Below are 22,042 nucleotides of genomic sequence, written 5' to 3' on the forward strand. Positions count from 1 at the left end.
GACCATGACCGAGCCGCACGCACACCTGACCCTGGCCGAAGTCGAGGCGATCGCCCGCGAGGCCCACGCCGCGCAGCGGGACAAGGCGGGACGCCCGTACACCGAACACCTCGCCGCCGTCGCCGAGGGGGTACGGACCAGGGGCGGCAGCGAGGAACAGATAGCCGCGGCCTGGCTGCACGACGCGGTCGAGGACGACGCGCTGTCGGCGCGGTGGCTGGCCGATGCCGCGCTGCCGCAGCAGGTGAAGGACATGGTCCTCGCCGTCACCAAACGTGACGGCGAGGACCTTCGTTCGTACACCCGGCGCATCCTGGACACCCCGGGCGCGCTGCTGATCAAGGAGTCCGATCTGGCACACAACGCGGACCCGGCCCGCCTCGCCGTGCTGGAACCGGCGACCCGTACCCGGCTGACCGAGAAGTATGCGCTGGTACGGAGGTTGCTGGGGCTCACCCCGGGCAAATCGCCCACCGAGCAATCGGATCAAGCCAACACGGCGAAGGACTGATCCGCGCGTCCGCGGGGCTCAGAGCCGGGCCGAGTCCCGCCGGAACGCCCAGTTCATGTCCGGCTCCGTCACCGGGCGCAGCGCCCGCCGTACCGGTGGGGTGCACATCAGCGTCACGGCGGCGGCCGCGACCAGGGAGACCAGGACCAGACCGGCGGGCTCCGCGAGCCAGTCGTAGACGTCGAACACCCCGGCGTATCCGGCTCCCTTGATCAGGAAGCCGTGCAGCAGATAGCCGCAGATCGTCCCGGCACCGAGCACCGTGAACCATGTGCGGCGGCGCGGCACCCAGGACAGGAACCCGATGGTGAGCAGCAGCGCGCAGCCGAACAGCACCAGCGTCATCACGGCACCGGACCACCACGGGGCGCCCATCTCCTGCGCGCTGTTGCTGCGGTAGAACCAGCCCAGCTGCATCCGCGGCGCCGCCCAGTACGCGAACACCAGGGCCCCGGCGAACAGCGGGAGCGCGAGCAACCGCACCTCGCGCCGGCGCACCAGCTCGAAGTGCTCGGGCCGCAGCTGGAGCCCCAGCACGAAGAACGGCAGGAACTGCAGAACGCGCTGGAGATCGAGATCGTTGCCGATCGTCGGGGAGAAGGAGGCGAGCGCGGCGATGACGAGCGCGACCGGCAGCGGATGGCGCAGCGCCTGCCACAGCGGCGTGGTGATCCGCCAGATGAACAGCGCGATCAGGAACCAGGTGAGGTACCAGGGGTCGAGCAGGCTGATCTCGCCGTCGGCCGAGTCGTCCGCGAACCATTTGAACAGTGAATACGCCGTCTCGAACACCACATAGGGCACGACGACGCCGGTGATCAGGCGCTTCACCTTGGCGGCGGACATGTCGAACGAGCGGGAGAAGTAGCCGGAGACGATGATGAACGCCGGCATGTGGAAGGTGTACGCCACCATGTACAGCGCACGGGCGGTCCGGCTGCCGTCCATCACCGGTTCCCACGCGTGCGCCACCGCGACGAGCACGATGGCCAGGTACTTGACGTTGTCGAAGTAGGGGTCGCGCTGCTTCGCCGGTCCGGCCGACGGCGGCTTGTTCGCCACTGGTGCGGGGGGCGCCTCGGTGGCGGTCGTCCCTTGGGGTCTGGGCTCCGACTCCCGGGTCGCCGATGCGAGCGGGGCCCTCTGAAATGCGTTCGGAGCGTGGAACATCTCATGCACCTTAGACGCCTCGATCGGAATTCGTAAAACCGCCCAGGGATATCGCGTGCTGCCGCCCAGTCGAAAGTGAAACCGCCGCCAACCGTCCACTATGCACCGATTCATCCCCCTTAAACGGGGCATATCGCCAGGCTGTTGCGGGGCGTGAATTTCATCGCACTTAAACCTTGGAATTGCGTGTGGATGAAGTGTGTGGATATGGAAACCGTCACATTCGAAAGTCATTGCGAATGGCCGGTTCACAGTTCACTCACAGGTGTGCGGGGCCCTGTGCGACCCCTTGTGCAGCCGTGCGCCCCGAGTGCGCGCGGGGCGCAAGGGTGGCGCGAACTCATCGCATCGGTCCGTCAGCCGGCAGCGACCACAGGGGAGTTGGTGGCACGATGGACAGGACGGAAGGGTGCTCGGCCGCACCTCTCCGGGCCGGCAAGGCGGACCGACCAAGGGTGTGATCAGTCGTGGCCATTTCACTGTCTGTGGTGCTGATGTTGGCGATCATCCTGGTGGTCCTGATCCGGGGCGGCTCGCTCAAGGGCGGGCCGGCGATCGTCGCGATACTTTTCGGCTTCTTCCTGGCATCGACCGGCATGGCGCCGTCGATCCAGAGGTTCATGAACTCGATAGCGGAGACCATCAACCAGATCTCCTTCTGAGCCGGTCTCCTTCCGAGCCGGCCGGCCCGACCGCCCGCGCCCCGCTGCGGGCGGTCGGCGTCGCACATACAGAACGCAAAGGGCCCGGTACGGCGAGGAATTCGCCGTACCGGGCCCAAGCATGGAGCGGGCGACGGGAATCGAACCCGCGTAGCTAGTTTGGAAGACTAGGGCTCTACCATTGAGCTACGCCCGCAAAGCCGCACCGCAGGCCCGGAGGCCGACGGCACGAGAAGCATCGTAGCGGGTCGCGGACGCTGCCCGCACACCCGATTGCGGCCACCCGGTGTCGCGTTCGGTGCCGTCCGCGCAAAGCGGCCGATGCACTGCCTGACTGCATGTACCCTACGTGTCGCACCGACGGGGTGTGGCGCAGCTTGGTAGCGCGTCCGCTTTGGGAGCGGAAGGTCGTCGGTTCGAATCCGGCCACCCCGACCACCGGCAAGATCGCATTGTGGGAGTCCGACGCCTTGCCGTTACTATGCAAATTGCGTGCCCGTGTGTCTGATGTACCGGGCTCGGTCCGCGAAGCCGCCTCCCGCGCGGCGGAGCAGAACCCCAAGAAGTCAGCCACAAGGAGACCGAACCGTGAAGAGCGCCGTGGAGACCCTGAACCCGACCCGGGTTCGGCTCACTGTCGAGGTGCCCTTCGAGGAGCTCAAGGACAGCCTCGACGCGGCGTACAAGAAGATCAACCAGCAGGTCACGGTGAAGGGCTTCCGCAAGGGCAAGATCCCTGCCCGGGTCATCGACCAGCGCTTCGGCCGCGGTGCGGTGCTGGAGGAGGCCGTCAACGACGCTCTCCCGAAGTTCTACACCGAGGCCGTCAACGAGGGTGAGCTCAACGTCCTCGGCCAGCCCGAGGTCGACATCACCGAGCTGAAGGACGGCGAGCTGCTGGCCTTCACCGCCGAGGTTGACGTACGCCCCGAGATCGAGATTCCGGACTACTCCGGCATCGAGGTCACCGTCGACGCCCTTGAGGTCAGCGACGAGGACGTCGAGAAGGCCGTGGAGCAGCTCCGCGAGCGCTTCGCCTCCACCAACCCGGTCGAGCGTGCCGCTGCAGAGGGCGACGTCGTGACGATCGACCTGCAGGCCAAGGTCGACGGCGAGGTCCTGGAGGACGGCGTCGCCGAGGGTGTCTCGTACACCATCGGTTCCGGCGAGCTCCTCGACGGCATCGACGCCGCCGTCACCGGCCTGGAGGCGGGTGGCGAGGCCACCTTCACCTCCGAGCTGAAGGGCGGCTCCGCCGAGGGCAAGGAGGCCGAGGTCACCGTCAAGGTCTCCGCCGTCGCCGCCCGTGAGCTCCCCGAGCTGGACGACGAGTTCGCCCAGATGGCGAGCGAGTTCGACACCCTCGACGAGCTGAAGGCGGACAGCCGCAAGCGCCTCGAGAACACCAAGCAGTACGACCAGGCCACCCAGGCCCAGGAGCGCGTCCTGGACGAGCTGCTGAAGCTCGCCGAGGTCCCGATCCCCGAGAAGCTGCTCGCGGACGAGGTCCAGACCCGCAAGCACAACCTGGAGCACCACCAGCTCGGTCAGATGGGTCTGACCCTCGACAAGTACCTGGAGATCCAGGGCAAGACGGTCGAGGAGTTCGACGCCGAGACCTCCGAGCAGGCGATCAAGGGCATCAAGACCCAGTTCATCCTGGACGAGATCGTCAACAAGGAGAAGCTGAACGTCAACCAGGAGGAGCTCACCGAGCACCTCATGCGGCGCGCTGCTTCCTCCGGCATGAGCCCCGACCAGTTCGCCCAGGCCGTCGTCGAGGGCGGCCAGGTGCCGATGCTCGTCGGCGAGGTCGCCCGCGGCAAGGCGCTGGCCGTGGTCGTCGAGGCCGCCAAGGTCGTCGACACCAACGGTGAGGTCGTCGATCTGGAGGACGACGAGGAGGAGGCCATCGAGGCCGTCGAGGCCGCCGAGGGCACCACCGAGGCCGCTGCCGACGCCGCCGCCGAGGCCGCCGAGGAGAAGAACGAGGCCTGAGCCTCGCGCTGAACCCGAACGACGGGCTCCGGACGCCGCTGCGTCCGGAGCCCGTCGTCGTAGGCCGTACGGTGCCCCACAACCCTTGTGCGGACTGCGGAGCTTGCGCTCCGAGCGAACAGTTGCGGAAGCGGGATGGCGTTGTCCCACCTGCGCGTTAGGGTCCATGAATAGGAAGGGCAGGGGAGTCCCCGCCCACCCGGTACGAAGACGCTGAGACGGCCGGAGCCGTCAGAGACGAGCAGGTGGATACGTGACGAATCTGATGCCCTACGCCGCCGGTGAGCCGACGCCCGGTGGAGGCCTCGGTGACCAGGTCTACAGCCGGCTGCTCGGTGAGCGCATCATCTTCCTCGGTCAGCAGGTCGACGATGAGATCGCCAACAAGATCACCGCGCAGCTGCTTCTTCTCGCCGCGGAGCCCGAGAAGGACATCTACCTCTACATCAACAGCCCCGGCGGCTCGGTGACAGCCGGCATGGCGGTCTACGACACCATGCAGTACATCCCGAACGACGTGGTCACCATCGGTATGGGCATGGCGGCCTCGATGGGCCAGTTCCTGCTCACCGGCGGCACCGCGGGCAAGCGCTTCGCGCTTCCGAACACCGACATCCTCATGCACCAGGGTTCGGCCGGCATCGGCGGTACGGCCTCGGACATCAAGATCCAGGCCCAGTACCTGCTGCGTACCAAGCAGCGGATGGCGGAGATCACTGCCCATCACTCCGGCCAGACCGTCGAGACGATCATCCGCGACGGCGACCGCGACCGCTGGTACACCGCGGAGGAGGCCAAGGAGTACGGCCTCATCGACGAGATCATCACGATCGCATCGGGCGTTCCGGGCGGCGGCGGCACCGGCGCCTGATCCGGTACCCACCGGATCGTGCGCCGGTGCCCCGCGCACCTCTCGTACGCCGAGATCCCCAGCCACAGAACGCCACCAGGATGGTGAACACCCACATGAACAACTTCCCCGGCGCCTCCGCGAGCGGCCTCTACACCGGCCCGCAGGTGGACAACCGCTACATCGTGCCGCGCTTCGTGGAGCGCACCTCGCAGGGCGTGCGCGAGTACGACCCGTACGCGAAGCTCTTCGAGGAGCGCGTGATCTTCCTCGGCGTGCAGATCGACGACGCCTCCGCCAACGACGTCATGGCGCAGCTGCTGTGCCTGGAGTCGATGGACCCGGACCGGGACATCTCCATCTACATCAACAGCCCCGGCGGTTCGTTCACCGCGCTCACCGCGATCTACGACACGATGCAGTTCGTGAAGCCGGACATCCAGACGGTCTGCATGGGCCAGGCGGCCTCCGCCGCGGCCGTGCTGCTCGCCGCGGGCACGCCCGGCAAGCGCATGGCACTGCCCAACGCCCGCGTGCTGATCCACCAGCCGTCCTCGCAGACCGGCCGTGAGCAGCTCTCCGACCTGGAGATCGCGGCCAACGAGATCCTGCGGATGCGCACCCAGCTGGAGGAGATGCTGGCCAAGCACTCCACCACGCCGCTGGAGAAGATCCGCGACGACATCGAGCGCGACAAGATCCTGACCGCCGAGGACGCCCTCGCCTACGGTCTCGTCGACCAGATCGTGTCGACCCGCAAGCAGGCGGCCGCGGCCGTCTGACGTCGGCCTTCACCCCTTGGCACGCCACGTTCGCCCGGTCTTGACCGTGTGAACCGTGCCAAGGGGGGCCCGAACGGGGGCCAAGGCAAGGTACCGTCGGATAGAGGCACCAGGAGCCGCTGAACCAAGCTGCTCCCAGGCGAAGGGGAAGCACCTCGTGGCACGCATCGGTGATGGCGGCGACCTGCTCAAGTGCTCGTTCTGCGGAAAGAGCCAGAAGCAGGTGAAGAAGCTCATCGCGGGACCCGGTGTGTACATCTGCGACGAGTGCATCGATCTCTGCAACGAGATCATCGAGGAGGAGCTCGCCGAGACCTCCGAGGTGCGGTGGGAGGAACTCCCCAAGCCGCGCGAGATCTACGAGTTCCTCGAGGGGTACGTCGTCGGGCAGGAGCCCGCGAAGAAGGCCCTCTCGGTCGCTGTGTACAACCACTACAAGCGGGTCCAGGCGGGTGAGAACGGCGGCGCGCAGGGCCGGGACGACGCCATCGAGCTGGCCAAGTCCAACATCCTGCTGCTGGGCCCCACGGGCTCCGGCAAGACACTGCTCGCGCAGACACTGGCCCGCATGCTCAACGTCCCGTTCGCCATCGCCGACGCGACGGCGCTGACGGAGGCCGGCTATGTCGGCGAGGACGTCGAGAACATCCTGCTGAAGCTGATCCAGGCCGCGGACTACGACGTCAAGAAGGCCGAGACCGGGATCATCTACATCGACGAGATCGACAAGGTCGCCCGCAAGAGCGAGAACCCGTCGATCACCCGCGATGTCTCCGGCGAGGGCGTACAGCAGGCCCTGTTGAAGATCCTGGAGGGCACCACCGCCTCCGTACCGCCGCAGGGCGGCCGGAAGCACCCGCACCAGGAGTTCATCCAGATCGACACGACGAACGTGCTGTTCATCGTGGGCGGCGCCTTCTCCGGCCTGGAGCGGATCATCGAGTCCCGGGCGGGTGCCAAGGGCATCGGCTTCGGCGCGACGATCCGTTCGAAGCAGGAGATCGAGGCGAGCGACCAGTTCCAGGAGGTCATGCCGGAGGACCTGGTGAAGTTCGGGATGATCCCGGAGTTCATCGGCCGGCTGCCCGTCCTCACCTCGGTCCACAACCTCGACCGCGAGGCGCTGCTGCAGATCCTCGTCGAGCCGCGCAACGCGCTGGTGAAGCAGTACCAGCGCCTCTTCGAACTCGACGGCGTCGAGCTGGACTTCGACCGCCCGGCCCTGGAGGCCATCGCCGATCAGGCGATCCTCCGCGGCACCGGTGCGCGCGGCCTGCGGGCCATCATGGAGGAGGTCCTCCAGTCCGTGATGTACGAGGTGCCGTCCCGCAAGGACGTCGCCCGCGTCGTCATCACGGCGGACGTCGTCCGGGACAACGTCAACCCGACCCTGGTCCCGCGCGAACCGCGCTCGATCGGCAAGGGCGACGGCGGCCGGCACGAGAAGTCCGCGTAGCGGCAGCGGGGACAGACGGAAGGGGCGCCCGGCCAGGTGGACTGGCGGGCGCCCCTTCCGTGTTGCGGTGCGATCAGATCTTGGTGCGGGACGTGTTGTAGAGCTTGGCGGTCAGGGCGGCCACGTCGTCCTGGGACATGCCCTTGCCTGCCAAGGAGAGGGCCACGTCGATGCCGGTGACCACACCGACCGTGCTGTAGTCGGCCCACACACAGATGGGCGCTGTGAACTCCTTGGGCCCGCCCTCCGCGGTGCCGTCGCCCTCCGGGTTGACGATCTTCATGTCCTGGCACTTCATCAGCGCGCCCTCGAAGCCGGGCGGAGTCACCTCATTGGGGCTGCCGACGAGGGAGTACTGCATGTCCTCGTTGCTCTGCTTCATGTCCTTCTCGGCATTCGTGAACGAGCTGTCGATGACCTTCGCCGGGTCGGTGACATTGCCCCAAATGCCCTGGAGCGTGAGCCCCTTCACGGTGAGCGGATTCTCCTCGGAACCCATGCTGTACTGGGCGGCCGTCTTCTGGGGGTCCTTGATCCCCAGTTTTTCGGCTTCCGCCTTCTTGCTGCCGGTCAACGGTGTCGAAGGAGTCGCGCCCGACGACTCCTTCTTGTACTCGTCCACAGCCGCAGCAGGCGTCAGCTTGTACCCCTTGGTGGAGTCCGCCACGTCGCTGTTGCTGGCACCGCCCGACGTCAGGAAGTACACCCCGCCTCCGATGACCGCCAGCGCCACGACGACGCCGCCGATGATCAGGCCGGTTTTCTTCTTCGGCTCGGCCGGGGGCATCGGCATCGTGCCGTAGGGCTGCTGGCCGCCGTAAGGGGGAGTGGGCGGCTGCTGGCCGTAGGGGCCGGGCTGCTGGGCCTGGGGGTAGCCGTAGCCCGGCTGGGGCTGCTGGGGCGGGACACCCTGGGGGGCCTGCTGGGGGTATCCGTACCCGGGCTGGCCCTGCGGGGGCTGGCCCGGGTACGGACCCGGCTGCTGGCCGTACGGGCCGGGCTGCCCCTGCGGCGGCTGGCCGCCGTACGGACCGGGCTGGCCCTGGGGCGGCTGTCCGCCGTACGGGCCCGGCTGGTTGTAGCTCATCTGCGGTGTCCCCTGTTCGTCATGTTTATGCGTTCCGAACATCCTGACGGAAGGGCTCCCCATACGGAGTACCGGGAGTCACACCGTTACTCAACAAACCGGTTTCAGTGCACGACTGTGACGGCCCTAAACTGTCCCCCGTGACCGAGAACACTCAGCAGACGCCAGCCAGCAACCCCGAACTGCCGACCCAGTACGCACCGGCCGAGGTAGAGGGGAAGCTGTATGAGCGCTGGGTAGAACGGGGTTACTTCGAAGCCGACGAGCACAGCGAGAAGCCGCCGTACTCCATCGTCATCCCGCCGCCGAACGTCACGGGCAGCCTGCACCTCGGGCACGCCTTCGAGCACACGCTGATCGACGCCCTCGTCCGCCGCAAGCGCATGCAGGGCTTCGAGGCGCTCTACCAGCCCGGCATGGACCACGCCGGCATCGCCACCCAGAACGTCGTCGAGCGCGAGCTCGGCAAGGAGGGCAAGTCCCGCCACGACCTGGGCCGCGAGGCCTTCGTCGAGCGCGTCTGGAAGTGGAAGAACGAGTCCGGCGGCCAGATCTCCGGCCAGATGCGCCGGCTCGGCGAGGGCGTCGCCTGGTCCCGTGAGCGCTTCACCATGGACGAGGGCCTGTCCACCGCCGTCCAGACCATCTTCAAGCGGATGTACGACGAGGAGCTCATCTATCGCAAAGAGCGCATCGTCAACTGGTGCCCGCGCTGTCTGACCGCGATCTCGGACATCGAGGTCGAGTACCAGGACGACGACGGCGAGCTGGTCTCGATGACGTACGGGGACGGGGACGACACCATCGTCGTCGCCACGACCCGCGCCGAGACGATGCTCGGTGACACCGCCGTCGCCGTCCACCCCGACGACGAGCGCTACAAGCACCTCGTCGGCAAGCAGATCAGGCTGCCGCTGACCGACCGCACGATCCCCGTCGTCGCCGACCACCACGTCGACCCGGAGTTCGGGACCGGCGCCGTGAAGGTCACCCCCGCGCACGACCCGAACGACTTCGAGATCGGTACGCGCCACGGCCTGCCGTTCCTCACGGTCATGGACGAGCGCGCGGTCATCACCGTCCCCGGTCCGTTCGAGGGCCTGGACCGGTTGGAGGCCCGCTCCGCGATCGTCGGCGCGCTGCGCGCCGAGGGCCGGATCGTCGCCGAGAAGCGGCCGTACGTCCACTCCGTCGGCCACTGCTCGCGCTGCAAGACCACCGTCGAGCCCCGGCTGTCCATGCAGTGGTGGGTCAAGGTCGCCCCGCTCGCCAAGGCGGCCGGTGACGCCGTCCGCGACGGCAAGGTCAAGATCCACCCGCAGGAGATGGAGAAGCGGTACTTCGACTGGGTCGACAACCTCCACGACTGGTGCATCTCGCGCCAGCTGTGGTGGGGGCACCGCATTCCCGTCTGGCACGGACCCGACGGAGAGATGGTCTGCGTCGGACCGGACGACGAGCCCCCCACCGGCGAGGGCTGGACGCAGGACCCCGATGTCCTGGACACCTGGTTCTCCTCCGGCCTGTGGCCGTTCTCCACGCTCGGCTGGCCCGAACAGACCGACAGCCTCGCGAAGTTCTACCCGAACTCCGTCCTGGTCACCGGCTACGACATCCTCTTCTTCTGGGTCGCCCGGATGATGATGTTCGGCCTGTACGTCAACGACGGCGTCCCGCCGTTCGAGACCATCGTCCTGCACGGCATGGTCCGCGACGAGTACGGCAAGAAGATGTCGAAGTCCTTCGGCAATGTCGTCAACCCGCTGGACTGGATGGACAAGTACGGCTCCGACGCGCTGCGCTTCACGCTGGCACGCGGCGCCAACCCCGGTGTCGACGTCCCGATCGGCGAGGAGTGGGTCCAGGGTTCCGCCAAGTTCGCCAACAAGATCTGGAACGCCACCCGCTTCGCGCTGATGAACGGCGCGACGATCGAGGGCGAACTGCCGTCCGCCGACGAGATGTCGGTGACCGACCGCTGGATCCTCTCGCGGCTGGGCAAGACCGTCGCCGAAGTCGACGCGTACTACGACGACTTCCAGTTCTCCAAGCTCAGCGAGACGCTGCGGCACTTCGCCTGGGACGAGGTCTTCGACTGGTACGTCGAGCTGTCCAAGACCACGTTCTTCGCGGGCGGCAGGCCGGCCGAGGTCTCGGGCCGGGTCCTCGGCGAGGTCCTCGACGTGATGCTGCGACTGCTGCACCCGGTCGTCCCGTTCGTCACGGAGACGCTCTGGACGGCCCTCACCGGCCGGGAGTCCGTCGTCATCGCCGACTGGCCGAAGGACTCCGGCTTCCGCGACGACGCGGCCGAGCAGGAGATCGCGCTCGTCCAGCAGGTCGTCACCGAGGTCCGCCGGTTCCGCTCCGACCAGGGCCTGCAGCCCGGCCAGAAGGTCCCGGCCGAGCTCACCCTGACCGGCACGCCGCTCGCCCCGCACGAGGCGGCCATCCGCCAGCTGCTGCGCCTGCAGCCGGCCGAGGAGGGCTTCCACGCCACCGCCTCGCTGCCCGTCGCGGGCGCCACGGTCGCGCTCGACCTCTCCGGCACCATCGACGTCGAGGCCGAGCGCAAGCGCCTGACGAAGGACCTGGGCGCCGCCGAGAAGGAGAAGGCCCAGGCGGTCGGCAAGCTCTCCAACGAGGCGTTCCTCGGCAAGGCCCCGGACAACGTGGTCGACAAGATCCGTGGTCGGCTCGCCAAGGCCGAGGCCGACATCGAGCGGATCTCCGGCCAGCTGGCGAACCTGCCGCAGAGCTGATGACCTGAGCACGGAGCCCCCGTACCCCTGACCGACCAGGGGCACGGGGGCTTCGCCCGTACCACATCCGAGGCCGCCACCGGGCGCTGCGCGCGATGTCCGTGCCCATCCGTAGACTGGCCCCGTGAGTGAGCCCCGCCCTTCCGACCGGCACGACAACTCCGACGCCGACGACACCTTCGCCGAGATCGTCGACGAGGAGACCCAGCGCGACCCCGACCTGGCGGTGATCGAGGCCGGGAGCCGCACGCTGCGCACCCGCTCCGGACCGCCGCAGGGCGAAGAGGTCCCGGCCCGCCCCGCCGACCCCGAGGTGGACAAGGCGCTGCGCGCCGTGGAGCAGGAGCTCGCCGGACGCTGGGGCGAGACCAAGCTGGAGCCCTCCGTCACGCGCATCGCCGCGCTGATGGACGTGCTCGGCGAGCCGCAGCGCGCGTACCCCTCGATCCACATCACCGGGACCAACGGCAAGACGAGCACGGCCCGCATGATCGAGGCGCTGCTCGGCGCCTTCGAGCTGCGCACCGGCCGCTACACCTCGCCGCACGTCCAGTCGATCACCGAGCGGATCAGCCTGGACGGCTCCCCGATCGACCCCGAGCGGTTCATCGAGGCGTACCAGGACGTCAAGCCGTACGTGGAGATGGTCGACGCCCAGCAGCCGTACCGGCTCTCCTTCTTCGAGGTGCTGACGGGCATGGCCTACGCGGCCTTCGCCGACGCGCCGGTCGACGTCGCGGTCGTCGAGGTCGGCATGGGCGGCAGCTGGGACGCGACCAACGTCATCGACGCCGCGGTCGCCGTCGTCACCCCCATTTCGCTGGACCACACCGACCGGCTGGGCGCCACGCCCGCCGAGATCGCCGGCGAGAAGGCCGGGATCATCAAGCAGGGCGCCACGGTCGTCCTCGCCCAGCAGCCGGTGGACGCCGCGCAGGTCATGCTGAAGAAGGCCGTCGAGGTCGACGCCACGGTGGCCCGCGAGGGCATGGAGTTCGGCGTCGTCTCGCGCGAGATCGCCGTCGGCGGCCAGCTGCTGACGCTGCGCGGCCTCGGTGGTGCGGCCACCGAGTACACAGAGATCTTCCTCCCGCTCTACGGCGCCCACCAGGCGCACAACGCCGCGGTGGCGCTCGCCGCGGTGGAGGCGTTCTTCGGGATCGGCGCCGAGCAGCCCGGCTCGCTCGACGCCGACACGGTCCGCCAGGCCTTCGCCTCGGTGATCTCCCCGGGCCGCCTCGAAGTCGTCCGATCCAGCCCCACCGTCGTCCTGGACGCGGCACACAACCCGGCGGGCGCCCGCGCCACCGCCGACGGCCTCTCCGAGGCCTTCGGCTTCTCCCGGCTGATCGGTGTGGTCGGCACCAGCGCCGACAAGGACGTCAAGGGGCTCCTCGAAGCCTTCGAGCCGATCTTCGCCGAGGTCGTCATCACCCAGAACTCCAGCGGCCGCGCGATGGACGTCGACGCGCTGGCCGCCGTCGCGGTCGAGGTCTTCGGCGAGGACCGCGTCCAGGTGGAGCCACGCCTGGACGACGCCCTGGAGGCGGCGATCACCCTCGCCGAGGAGGAGGACGAATACGCGGGCGCCGGTGTTCTGGTGACCGGTTCCGTGATCACGGTCGGCGAGGCCCGGCTGCTTCTGGGAAGGCGCTGACCCATGCGTACGCTCTGTGCTTCCACGCTTATCGGCGAGTTCTTCGTGATCGGTTTCGCCGGTCTCGTCGCGATGAAGTCCGACGACCTGACCACTTCCACGGTCTGGACGGTCTGCGGCGTAGGCATGCTGCTTTCCGTGCTGCTCTGCGGAATGATCACCCGCCCCGGCGGCATACCGCTCGGCTGGGCGCTGCAGATCGCCCTGGTACTGAGCGGCTTCGTCGTCCCGATGATGTTCATCCTCGGCGTGGTCTTCGCCGGCCTGTGGTGGGCCTCGGTGCACTACGGCCGCAAGGTCGACGAGGCGAAGGCCCGCTGGGCGGCGGCGCAGGAGGCGGCCGAGGCCCCGGCCGGCGGCTGATTCGGCACCCGTCGGCCAAACCCGGCCGCCGGCCCGTCCCCGTACCCCTGTAGCCTCGGTTCACCGCACCCGCATGCCTGCAAGGAGCCGCACACCATGACCCAGCGCACCCTCGTTCTCCTCAAGCCCGACGCTGTCCGGCGCGGACTGGTCGGCGAGATCGTCGGGCGGATCGAGCGCAAGGCCGGCTGGCGGATCACCGCACTGGAACTGCGCACCCTCGACCGCGCCACGCTGGAGCAGCACTACGCCGAGCACGTCGGCCGTCCGTTCTACGAGCCGCTCGTCGAGTTCATGCAGTCCGGTCCGATCGTGGCGCTGGTCGCCGAGGGCGAGCGGGTCATCGAGGGCATCCGGACGCTGGCCGGCCCCACCGACCCGATCGCCGCCGCGCCCGGCTCCATCCGCGGCGACTTCGGCACGATCACCCGGGAGAACCTCATTCACGCCTCGGATTCCGAGGAGTCCGCGGAGCGGGAACTGAAGCTTTTCTTCCCCGGAATCGCCTGATCCCCGATCAGCCGAACAGCGCTCAGACCTGGGGCGACCGAATTAATTCGGTCGCCCTTCGGTATAGGGTCCAGGATCGCGGGAACGCATCCCTTCGACGTAACGTCACCATGAGTGGAACGGCCACCCGTTCCGCCCACAATGGCGAAGGACCCTCGCGCGGTGTCCGTCACTACGGCACTACGATGGAATCTTCCACGCCCGCCGCGCTCACCTCGCCGACCAGAACAAGCCACATCGCTTTCTTGGAAGGCCCGACGCATCCTCAATGGGGAACAAGGGGAACTCAATGTCGTTCATCGGCCGTGACATGGCTATCGACCTCGGGACTGCCAACACGCTGGTGTACGTCAGGGGGCGCGGCATCGTTCTGAACGAGCCGTCCGTCGTGGCCATCAACACCAACACGGGCGGCATCCTCGCGGTCGGCTCCGAGGCCAAGAAGATGATCGGGCGCACACCGGGCAACATCGTTGCCGTACGGCCCCTGAAGGACGGCGTGATCGCCGACTTCGAGATCACCGAGCGGATGCTCCGCTACTTCATCCTGAAGATCCACAAGCGCCGCTACCTGGCCCGCCCGCGGGTCGTCGTCTGCGTGCCCTCCGGCATCACCGGGGTCGAGCGACGCGCCGTGATCGAGGCGTCGACGCAGGCCGGCGCGCGCCAGGTGCACATCATCGAGGAGCCCATGGCGGCGGCCATCGGCTCCGGGCTGCCGGTCCACGAGGCCACCGGCAACATGGTCGTGGACATCGGTGGCGGCACCACCGAGGTCGCGGTCATCTCGCTCGGCGGAATCGTCACTGCCCAGTCGATCCGGGTCGCCGGTGACGAGCTGGACAACGCGATCATTCAGCACGTCAAGAAGGAGTACTCGCTCCTCCTCGGCGAGCGCACCGCCGAGCAGATCAAGCTCACGATCGGTTCGGCGTACGACATGGACAAGGACGAGCACACCGAGATCCGCGGCCGTGACCTCGTTTCCGGACTGCCCAAGACCGTGGTCATCGCGGCCGCCGAGGTCCGCAAGGCCATCGAGGAGCCGGTCAACGCGATCGTCGACGCCGTGAAGACCACGCTGGACAAGTGCCCGCCGGAGCTTTCCGGCGATGTCATGGACCGTGGCATCGTCCTGACCGGCGGCGGCGCGCTGCTGCGCGGACTGGACGAGCGGCTGCGCCGCGAGACCGGCATGCCGATCCACATCGCGGAGGACCCGCTGGACTCGGTGGCCCTCGGATCCGGCAAGTGCGTCGAGGAGTTCGAGGCGCTCCAGCAGGTGCTGGACGCACAGCCCCGCAGGTGAACAGGCCTGCAGGCGAACGACCTCGCAGGTGAACAGCCCCGCAGGTGAACAATCCTGCAGGCGAACGACCCCGCAGGCGAACGACCCCGCAGGTGAACGACTCAGCGGGTGAACAACACAGCGGTCCGCTGTACGGAACACTGCCGCTCCGTACGGCCGATCGTTGATATACAGGCACGAACATTCCGACGAGGAAGGCACGGCCGCCGCACGTGAGGGACACACGAGAGAGCCGGCTGCTCCTGGTGCTGCTGATCGCCATCGCGTTCGCATTGATCACGGTGGACATCCGCGGGGGCGAGGAGTCACCGGTGGACGGCGCCCGGCGGGCCGCGGCAGCGGCCTTCGGGCCGGTGGAGAACGGCGTCGCGGCAGCCGTCGACCCGGTGGGCAACGCCATAGGGGCGGTACGCGACTCCGGGACACGGCACAACCGGATCGCCGAGCTGGAACAGCAGAACGCCGCGCTCAAGACGAAGCTCGGCAGCGACGACCGCAACCGCAACAGGGTCCGCGAGCTCGACCGGATGCTGAAGAAGTCGGCCGCCGGACAGTACGGCATCAAGGGCGCCGAGGTCATCGCCATAGGAGCGGCCCAGGGCTTCTCCTGGACGGTCACCATCGACGCGGGCTCCAACGACGGAATCAAGCGCGACATGACCGTCATCAACGGCGACGGCCTGGTCGGCCGGGTCACCACCGTCGGCCCGGACACCGCCACGGTGCTCCTCGCCAACGACCCCGACTTCACCGTCGGCACCCGGATGGAGAAGACCGACGAACTCGGCTTCGCCACCGGCCAGGGCACCCAGCCGCTCTCCGTCCAGTTCCTCAACGGCAAGGCCAAGGTGAAGAAGGGCGACCGGCTCGTCACCTTCGGCTCCAGCAAGAACAAGCCCTTCGTGCCCGGCGTCCCGGTCGGCGAGGTCGTCCGGGTCGACCCGTCCGGCGGCGGTCTGACCCGTACCGTCTACGTCCGTCCGTACGTCGGCTTCACCAAGCTCGACATCGTCGGCGTCGTGGTCCAGGCCCCGCGCGAGGACCCCCGTGACATGGTCCTGCCGAAGCAGCCGGCCAAGCCCGCCAAGCCGAAGCCGACGCCCACCGTCACCGTCACGATCTCGCCCAACGGCGACATCGTCGACACCGAAGGAAACGTCGTCGGGAACATCAACGAGAGCCCGGACCCCAGCAACAGCCCGGACCCCGACGGCACATCGAACCCCGGCACCGCGGTCAACGAGCAGAGGTAGAGCTGATTCCCATGCGTTTGAACCGGATTCTGCTCTCCACCGTCCTGGTCGTCGTCGCCCTCGTCATCCAGGTCTCCGTGCTCGCCCGCCTCCAGCTGCCCGGCGCCGTGCCCGACCTGCTGCTCCTCGTCGTCCTCGCTCTCGCCTTCGTGTACGGGCATGTCAGCGGCGCCCTCATCGGCTTCGGCGCGGGGCTCCTCGCCGACCTGGCACCGCCCGCCGACCACGCCGCCGGACGCTACGCGCTGGTCCTCTGCCTCATCGGCTACCTCGCGGGGCTGGTGAAGCCGGAGAACGGGCAGCTGAAGTCGGCGATGGTCCCGATGCTCGGAGTGGTCGCCGCGGCGATCGGCTCGACCCTGCTGTACGCGCTGGTCGGCGCACTCGTCGGGGACACGGCGGCCCGTCATGTCGGCCTCGGCAGCCTGCTGTTCACCGCCGCCGTCTACGACCTGCTCCTGGCCCCCTTCGTCGTACCGCTGATCATGGCCGTCGCCAGACGCACGGTGAACGCCCCGCTCGCCGACACCTCCGGCGGCGGGGACGTGGCCGCGGGCTGGCTCGCCTCCGGCACCGGACTGCGCATCGGCAGCCAGCGCGGTGGACTGCGCGTCAAGGCCGCCCGCAACCGCGCGGGCCGCGCCGGACGCATCAAGGGGGTCAAGCGACTGTGAGGCCGCACCGCAGCCGGGACACCTCGCACACCTCCGGCCCGACCACCACCGGGGGCGCCCCGTGACCAACATCCCCGAGACCGGCCGGACCCAACGGGTCCAGATCCGCCTCATCGTCATCCAGGTCCTCGTCTTCTCCCTGCTGTTCACCCTCGGCGGGCGCCTCTGGTACCTCCAGATCCGCAACGGCCAGGAGTACAGCGACGAGGCGAAGAACAACCACGTCCAGCAGGTCGTCCAGCCCGCCGTCCGCGGCTCCATCCTCGACGCGCGCGGCGTGCCCCTCGCCGACAACGAGACCCGGCTGGTGGTCTCCGCCAGCCGCACCGAGCTGATGAAGATGAAGGACGACGGCAAGAGCGTCCTGACCCGGCTCGCCGGCGTCCTCGACATGAAGCCCAAGGAGGTCCTCGACAAGGTCCGGCTCTGCGACTCGAAGACGCCGCAGCCCTGCTGGAACGGCTCGCCGTACCAGCCGATCCCGGTCACCGACGAGGCCACCACCCAGCAGGCCCTCCAGATCCGCGAACGCGCCGAGGACTTCCCCGGCATCACCGCCGAACCCACCGCCGTACGCCGGTATGCAGCGCCCGGCAAGGCCAACACCGCGCAGGTCCTCGGCTACCTCTCGCCGGTCACCGACGAGGAGATCACCAAGGCCCAGAACACCGACTCGCCGTACCTCCGCTCCGACCAGGTCGGCCGCTCCGGCCTGGAGCGCACCTACGACAAGGAACTGCGCGGCAAGGCCGGCGTCACCCGCTACGAGGTCGACAACCTCGGCCGGGTCATCGGCCAGGCGAAGAACGACAAGGCGGAGCCCGGCTCCAGCGTCGTCACCTCCATCGACGCCCGGGTCCAGGCCGTCGCCGAGTACGAGCTCAACGAGGCCATGAAGACGGCCCGTCAGGCCTTCGACAAGAACACCGGGGAGAACTACAAGGCCGACTCCGGCGCTGTCGTCGTCATGGAGGCCAAGACCGGCCGCGTCGTTGCGATGGCCTCCCTGCCCAACTACGACCCCAACGCCTGGGTCGGCGGCATCTCCGCCAAGGACTACGCCAAGCTCACCGGCAAGAAGTCCAACTTCCCGCTGCTGAACCGGGCCATCCAGGGCCAGGCCGCCCCCGGCTCGATCTTCAAGGTCATCTCCTCGACCGCCGCGGTCAACGCCGGATACCCCTTCGACGGCCACTACCCCTGCCCCAGCTCGTACAACGTCGGCGGCCAGACCTTCAAGAACTTCGAGTCCCAGGGCTACGGCGACATCACCATCGGCCGTGCCCTCGAAGTCTCCTGCGACACCGTCTACTACGGCATCGCGCACAAGGAGTGGCTGAAGGACGGCGGGATGAAGCCCAAGAAGAACGCCAAGGACTGGTTCTACAAGACCGCCCACCAGTTCGGCCTCGGCAAGGAGACCGGCATCGACCTCCCCAACGAGGTCAGCGGCCGGGTCCCCGACCGCAAGTGGAAGCAGGACTTCTACGACGCGAACAAGGACGCCTGGTGCAAGCAGGGCAAGAAGGGCGGCACGTACGTCGAGCAGATCGCGTACGAGAACTGCCTCGAAGGCGACAAGATGCGCGCCGGTGACTCCGTCAACTACTCGATCGGCCAGGGCGACACGCTCGTCACCCCGATCCAGATGGCCACCATCTACGCCGCGATCTCCAACGGCGGCACGCTCTACGACCCCACCGTCGGCAAGGCGATCGTCAGCGGCGACGGCAAGAGCGTCGAGGAGATCAAGCCCAAGTCGCACGGCAAACTGCCCTTTACACGCAAGACCCGCAACGACATAGACGAAGCCCTCGCGGGAGTCGCGACCCGCGGTTCGGCCGCCTGGCGATTCGGCGGCTGGCCGCAGGACAAGATCCCGATGCACGCCAAGACGGGTACGGCCGAGGTCTACGGCAAGCAGACGACCTCCTGGTTCGCCACGTACACCAAGGACTACTCGATCGTCATGACGATCTCCCAGGGCGGTACGGGCTCCGGTGCGTCCGGGCCCGCCGTGCGCAACATCTACGACGCCCTCTACGGTCTCGACGACTCCGGCAAGCAGGACCTGAAGAAGGCGCTGCTGCCCGCACCGCAGAAGTCCCTGCCGAAGATCCAGCAGGACGGCTCGATCGATGCCCCGCAGATCAAGCCCTACAACCCGGACTCGCAGAAGGCCCCGGAGAAAGAGACCCTCGCCGCGGTCCTGGGGAGGCGCGACTGATGGCCGGCTTCTCCATCCAGCGGTACGCCCCCGAGCGCTCCGCCTGGGGCAAACTCACCGCCCGCGACTCCCTCGTACGCCAACTCGACTGGCCGCTGCTCGGGTCCGCGATCGCGCTCTCCTTCATCGGTTCGCTGCTGGTCTACTCGGCGACCCGGGGACGCGACTCGCTCACCCACGGCGACCCGTACTACTTCCTCCTCCGGCACGCCCTCAACACCGGCATCGGCTTCGCCCTGATGGTCGGCACGATCTGGCTCGGCCACCGCACCCTGCGCGGCGCCGTCCCGATCCTCTACGGCGTCTCGGTGCTGCTGGTGGTCGCGGTGCTCACCCCGCTCGGCGCCACCGTCAACGGCGCCCACGCGTGGATCATCATCGGCGGCGGCTTCTCGCTCCAGCCGTCCGAGTTCACCAAGATCACCATCATCCTGATCATGGCGATGCTGCTCGCCGAGCGTGTCGACGCGGGCGACCAGCTCCATCCCGACCACCGGACCGTCGCCAAGGCCCTCGGTCTGGCAGCCGTCCCGATGATCGTCGTCATGGGAATGCCGGACCTCGGCTCCGTGATGGTCATGGTCGTCATCGTGCTCGGCGTGCTCCTCGCCTCCGGCGCGTCGAACCGCTGGATCGCCGGACTGCTCGGCGCGGGCGTGGCCGGTGCCATCGCGATCTGGCAGCTCGGCCTGCTCGACGAGTACCAGATCGCCCGCTTCGCCGCCTTCGCCAACCCGGCGCTCGACCCGGCGGGCGTCGGCTACAACACCAACCAGGCCCGCATCGCGATCGGCTCCGGCGGCCTCACCGGGACGGGCCTCTTCCAGGGCAGCCAGACCACCGGCCAGTTCGTCCCCGAGCAGCAGACCGACTTCGTCTTCACCGTCGCGGGCGAGGAGCTCGGCTTCCTCGGCGCCGGGCTGATCCTCGTCCTGCTCGGCGTCGTGCTGTGGCGGGCCTGCCGGATCGCCCGCGAGACGACCGAGCTGTACGGCACGATCGTCGCCGCCGGAATCATCGCCTGGTTCGCCTTCCAGTCCTTCGAGAACATCGGGATGACGCTCGGCATCATGCCGGTCGCCGGACTCCCGCTGCCCTTCGTGTCGTACGGAGGATCCTCGATGTTCGCCGTCTGGGTGGCCGTCGGGCTGCTCCAGTCGATCAGGGTGCAGCGGCCGATAAGCGCCTGAGCCGGTGCGTGAGCACTGCCCATTCGCGTACAACACGTCTAGATTCGGTTCATGGCGGACTCGAAGCGTGAGATCGAGCGGAAGTACGAAGCCACCATGGAGACCCGGCTCCCGGACCTGAGCCGGGTGGCCGGGGTCTTCGCCGTCGCCCACCGCGGCGTCAGCGAACTGGACGCCGTCTACTACGACACCGAGGACCTCCGGCTCGCGGCGGACTCCCTCACCCTGCGCCGCCGCACCGGCGGGAGCGACGCCGGCTGGCACCTCAAGTTCCCGGTCGCCTCCGGCATCCGGGACGAGCTGCGAGAACCGCTCTCCGACACTCTGCCGCGCTCCTTCGCGGGACTGCTGCGCTCCCGGGTCCGCGACGGCGGCCTCGTCCCCGTCGTCCGGCTGGTCTCCGCCCGCGACGTCCACCACCTGCTCGACGCCGACGGCGCCCTGCTCGCCGAGGTCAGCGTCGACCGGGTGCGGGCCGAGCGGCTGACCGGCGGCGACGGCACCGCCGCCTGGACCGAGATCGAGGCCGAGCTCGCCGACGACGGCGACCCCGCGTTCCTCGACGCCGTGGAGCGCAGGCTGCGCAAGGCCGGGGTCCGCCCGTCCGCGTCCCCGTCCAAGCTGGCCAGAGCACTCGCCGAGACCACGCCCGAGCGGAGCAAGAGCCCCGCCGGGAGCGCCCGGCGGTCCACCGCGGGCGACCATGTCCTCGCGTACATCCGGCACCAGGCCGAGACGATCGTCGCCCTCGACCCCGCCGTCCGCCGCGACCTGCCCGACTCCGTGCACCAGATGCGGGTCGCCACCCGCAGGCTGCGCAGCGTGCTGCGGACGTACCGGAGGATCCTCGACCGAGAGGTCACCGACCCGGTCGGCGACGAGCTGAAGTGGCTGGCCGCCGAGCTCGGCATCGACCGCGACCAGGAGGTGCTCGACGCCCGGCTGCGCGCCCGCCTCGACGGCCTGCCCCGTGCCCTGGTCCTCGGCCCGGTCCGCGGCCGGCTCCGGATCTGGTCGACGGCCCGGCGCGGCGGCTCCCGCCGCCGCACGGTGGCCGTGCTCGACGGAAAGCGGTACCTGGCACTCCTGGAGAGCCTCGACGCCCTGCTCGCCGCACCGCCCCTGCTGCCCGGCGCCTCCCGGGCGCCCGGGAAGGCGCTGCCCCGGGCCGTGCTGAAGGAGTACCGGCGCCTCGCGGCGCGGGTCGGCCACGCCCTGGAGCTGCCGCCCGGCCACGACCGGGACGTGGCCCTGCACGAGGCCCGCAAGGCCGCCAAGCGTGCCCGGTACGCGGCGGAGGCGGCCCGGCCCGCGCTCGGCGGACCCGCCAAGCGGTTCGCCAAACGGATGAAGGCCGTCCAGAGCCTCCTCGGCGACCACCAGGACAGCGTGGTGGCCCGCGAGGCCCTGCGCACCCTGGCCGCCCAGGCGCACGCGGCGCAGGAGTCCGCCTTCACCTGGGGACTGCTGTACGGGCGGGAGGAGGCGGCCGCCGCGGACCGCGAGCGGGAGCTGCCCCGGGTGTGGGAGCGGGCCTCGCGGGCGGAGCTGCGGGCGGCGCTGGGAGGCTGAGCATCGGGG

The 22,042-nt window shown here is 68.8% G+C and carries 18 protein-coding genes and 2 tRNA genes; 17 read left to right on the top strand and 3 right to left on the bottom strand.

Going from position 1 to position 22,042, the window contains the following annotated elements:
* Window positions 1-4 precede the first annotated feature (4 nt).
* Window positions 5-511 (top strand): HD domain-containing protein, encoded by a 507-nt coding sequence (locus ACWCQ6_RS12835; RefSeq protein WP_451088369.1) that lies wholly within the window; start codon window positions 5-7, stop codon window positions 509-511.
* An 18-nt stretch (window positions 512-529) separates the two neighbouring features.
* Here the strand turns inward: ACWCQ6_RS12835 and ACWCQ6_RS12840 are convergent, their stop codons facing one another.
* Complete coding sequence (locus ACWCQ6_RS12840) at window positions 530-1,681, bottom strand: acyltransferase family protein (protein WP_451088371.1); 1,152 nt, start codon at window positions 1,679-1,681, stop codon at window positions 530-532.
* A gap of 467 nt (window positions 1,682-2,148) precedes the next feature.
* On the opposite strand from ACWCQ6_RS12840, the gene ACWCQ6_RS12845 reads away from it, so the two are divergent.
* Window positions 2,149-2,343 (top strand): hypothetical protein, encoded by a 195-nt coding sequence (locus tag ACWCQ6_RS12845; RefSeq protein ID WP_451088373.1) that lies wholly within the window; start codon window positions 2,149-2,151, stop codon window positions 2,341-2,343.
* Window positions 2,344-2,465: 122 nt separating this feature from the next.
* Here the strand turns inward: ACWCQ6_RS12845 and ACWCQ6_RS12850 are convergent.
* Window positions 2,466-2,539, bottom strand: a tRNA-Gly gene (locus ACWCQ6_RS12850).
* Between the two features lie 165 nt (window positions 2,540-2,704).
* Here ACWCQ6_RS12850 and ACWCQ6_RS12855 point away from each other — a divergent pair.
* From ACWCQ6_RS12855 to clpX, 5 genes are all read left to right on the top strand, one after another.
* Window positions 2,705-2,781 (top strand) — tRNA-Pro (locus ACWCQ6_RS12855).
* Window positions 2,782-2,931: 150 nt separating this feature from the next.
* Complete coding sequence (gene tig, locus ACWCQ6_RS12860; protein WP_072483635.1) at window positions 2,932-4,341, top strand: trigger factor; 1,410 nt, start codon at window positions 2,932-2,934, stop codon at window positions 4,339-4,341.
* A 265-nt stretch (window positions 4,342-4,606) separates the two neighbouring features.
* Window positions 4,607-5,212: an ATP-dependent Clp protease proteolytic subunit gene (locus ACWCQ6_RS12865; RefSeq protein ID WP_451088428.1), complete on the top strand. Its 606-nt coding sequence runs from the start codon at window positions 4,607-4,609 to the stop codon at window positions 5,210-5,212.
* Window positions 5,213-5,292: 80 nt separating this feature from the next.
* Window positions 5,293-5,973: an ATP-dependent Clp protease proteolytic subunit gene (locus ACWCQ6_RS12870; RefSeq protein WP_308434207.1), complete on the top strand. Its 681-nt coding sequence runs from the start codon at window positions 5,293-5,295 to the stop codon at window positions 5,971-5,973.
* A gap of 157 nt (window positions 5,974-6,130) precedes the next feature.
* Window positions 6,131-7,429, top strand: a complete 1,299-nt coding sequence (gene clpX / locus ACWCQ6_RS12875) for an ATP-dependent Clp protease ATP-binding subunit ClpX (RefSeq protein WP_451088375.1) — start codon at window positions 6,131-6,133, stop codon at window positions 7,427-7,429.
* 73 nt (window positions 7,430-7,502) lie between these two features.
* Here the strand turns inward: clpX and ACWCQ6_RS12880 are convergent, their stop codons facing one another.
* Complete coding sequence (locus ACWCQ6_RS12880) at window positions 7,503-8,516, bottom strand: hypothetical protein (RefSeq protein ID WP_451088377.1); 1,014 nt, start codon at window positions 8,514-8,516, stop codon at window positions 7,503-7,505.
* 140 nt (window positions 8,517-8,656) lie between these two features.
* Between ACWCQ6_RS12880 and ACWCQ6_RS12885 the strand changes: the two genes are divergently transcribed.
* From ACWCQ6_RS12885 to ACWCQ6_RS12930, 10 genes are all read left to right on the top strand, one after another.
* Window positions 8,657-11,278, top strand: a complete 2,622-nt coding sequence (locus ACWCQ6_RS12885; RefSeq protein WP_451088379.1) for a valine--tRNA ligase — start codon at window positions 8,657-8,659, stop codon at window positions 11,276-11,278.
* A gap of 124 nt (window positions 11,279-11,402) precedes the next feature.
* The gene (gene folC / locus ACWCQ6_RS12890; protein ID WP_451088381.1) at window positions 11,403-12,935 is read left to right on the top strand and encodes a bifunctional tetrahydrofolate synthase/dihydrofolate synthase; all 1,533 of its coding nucleotides are present in this window, start codon (window positions 11,403-11,405) and stop codon (window positions 12,933-12,935) included.
* A 3-nt stretch (window positions 12,936-12,938) separates the two neighbouring features.
* The gene (locus ACWCQ6_RS12895; protein WP_451088383.1) at window positions 12,939-13,298 is read left to right on the top strand and encodes a DUF4233 domain-containing protein; all 360 of its coding nucleotides are present in this window, start codon (window positions 12,939-12,941) and stop codon (window positions 13,296-13,298) included.
* Between the two features lie 96 nt (window positions 13,299-13,394).
* Window positions 13,395-13,808 carry a nucleoside-diphosphate kinase gene (gene ndk / locus ACWCQ6_RS12900; RefSeq protein WP_072483627.1) on the top strand — a complete coding sequence of 138 codons (414 nt, stop codon included), beginning with the start codon at window positions 13,395-13,397 and terminating at the stop codon, window positions 13,806-13,808.
* Between the two features lie 289 nt (window positions 13,809-14,097).
* A complete protein-coding gene (locus tag ACWCQ6_RS12905) occupies window positions 14,098-15,117 on the top strand; it encodes a rod shape-determining protein (RefSeq protein ID WP_451088386.1) in 1,020 nt (339 codons plus the stop codon).
* 212 nt (window positions 15,118-15,329) lie between these two features.
* The gene (mreC, locus tag ACWCQ6_RS12910; RefSeq protein WP_451088388.1) at window positions 15,330-16,370 is read left to right on the top strand and encodes a rod shape-determining protein MreC; all 1,041 of its coding nucleotides are present in this window, start codon (window positions 15,330-15,332) and stop codon (window positions 16,368-16,370) included.
* A gap of 11 nt (window positions 16,371-16,381) precedes the next feature.
* Window positions 16,382-17,044: a rod shape-determining protein MreD gene (gene mreD, locus ACWCQ6_RS12915; protein ID WP_451088390.1), complete on the top strand. Its 663-nt coding sequence runs from the start codon at window positions 16,382-16,384 to the stop codon at window positions 17,042-17,044.
* A gap of 61 nt (window positions 17,045-17,105) precedes the next feature.
* Entirely contained in the window at window positions 17,106-19,271 is a 2,166-nt protein-coding gene (gene mrdA, locus ACWCQ6_RS12920; protein WP_451088392.1) for a penicillin-binding protein 2, read from the top strand.
* Window positions 19,271-20,461: a rod shape-determining protein RodA gene (gene rodA / locus ACWCQ6_RS12925; RefSeq protein ID WP_451088394.1), complete on the top strand. Its 1,191-nt coding sequence runs from the start codon at window positions 19,271-19,273 to the stop codon at window positions 20,459-20,461. The genes mrdA and rodA overlap by 1 nt, the downstream gene beginning before the upstream one ends.
* 51 nt (window positions 20,462-20,512) lie before the next feature.
* Window positions 20,513-22,033: a CYTH and CHAD domain-containing protein gene (locus ACWCQ6_RS12930; RefSeq protein WP_451088396.1), complete on the top strand. Its 1,521-nt coding sequence runs from the start codon at window positions 20,513-20,515 to the stop codon at window positions 22,031-22,033.
* Window positions 22,034-22,042: the final 9 nt, after the last annotated feature.

The sequence above is a fragment of the Streptomyces sp. NPDC001880 genome, from assembly GCF_053594575.1.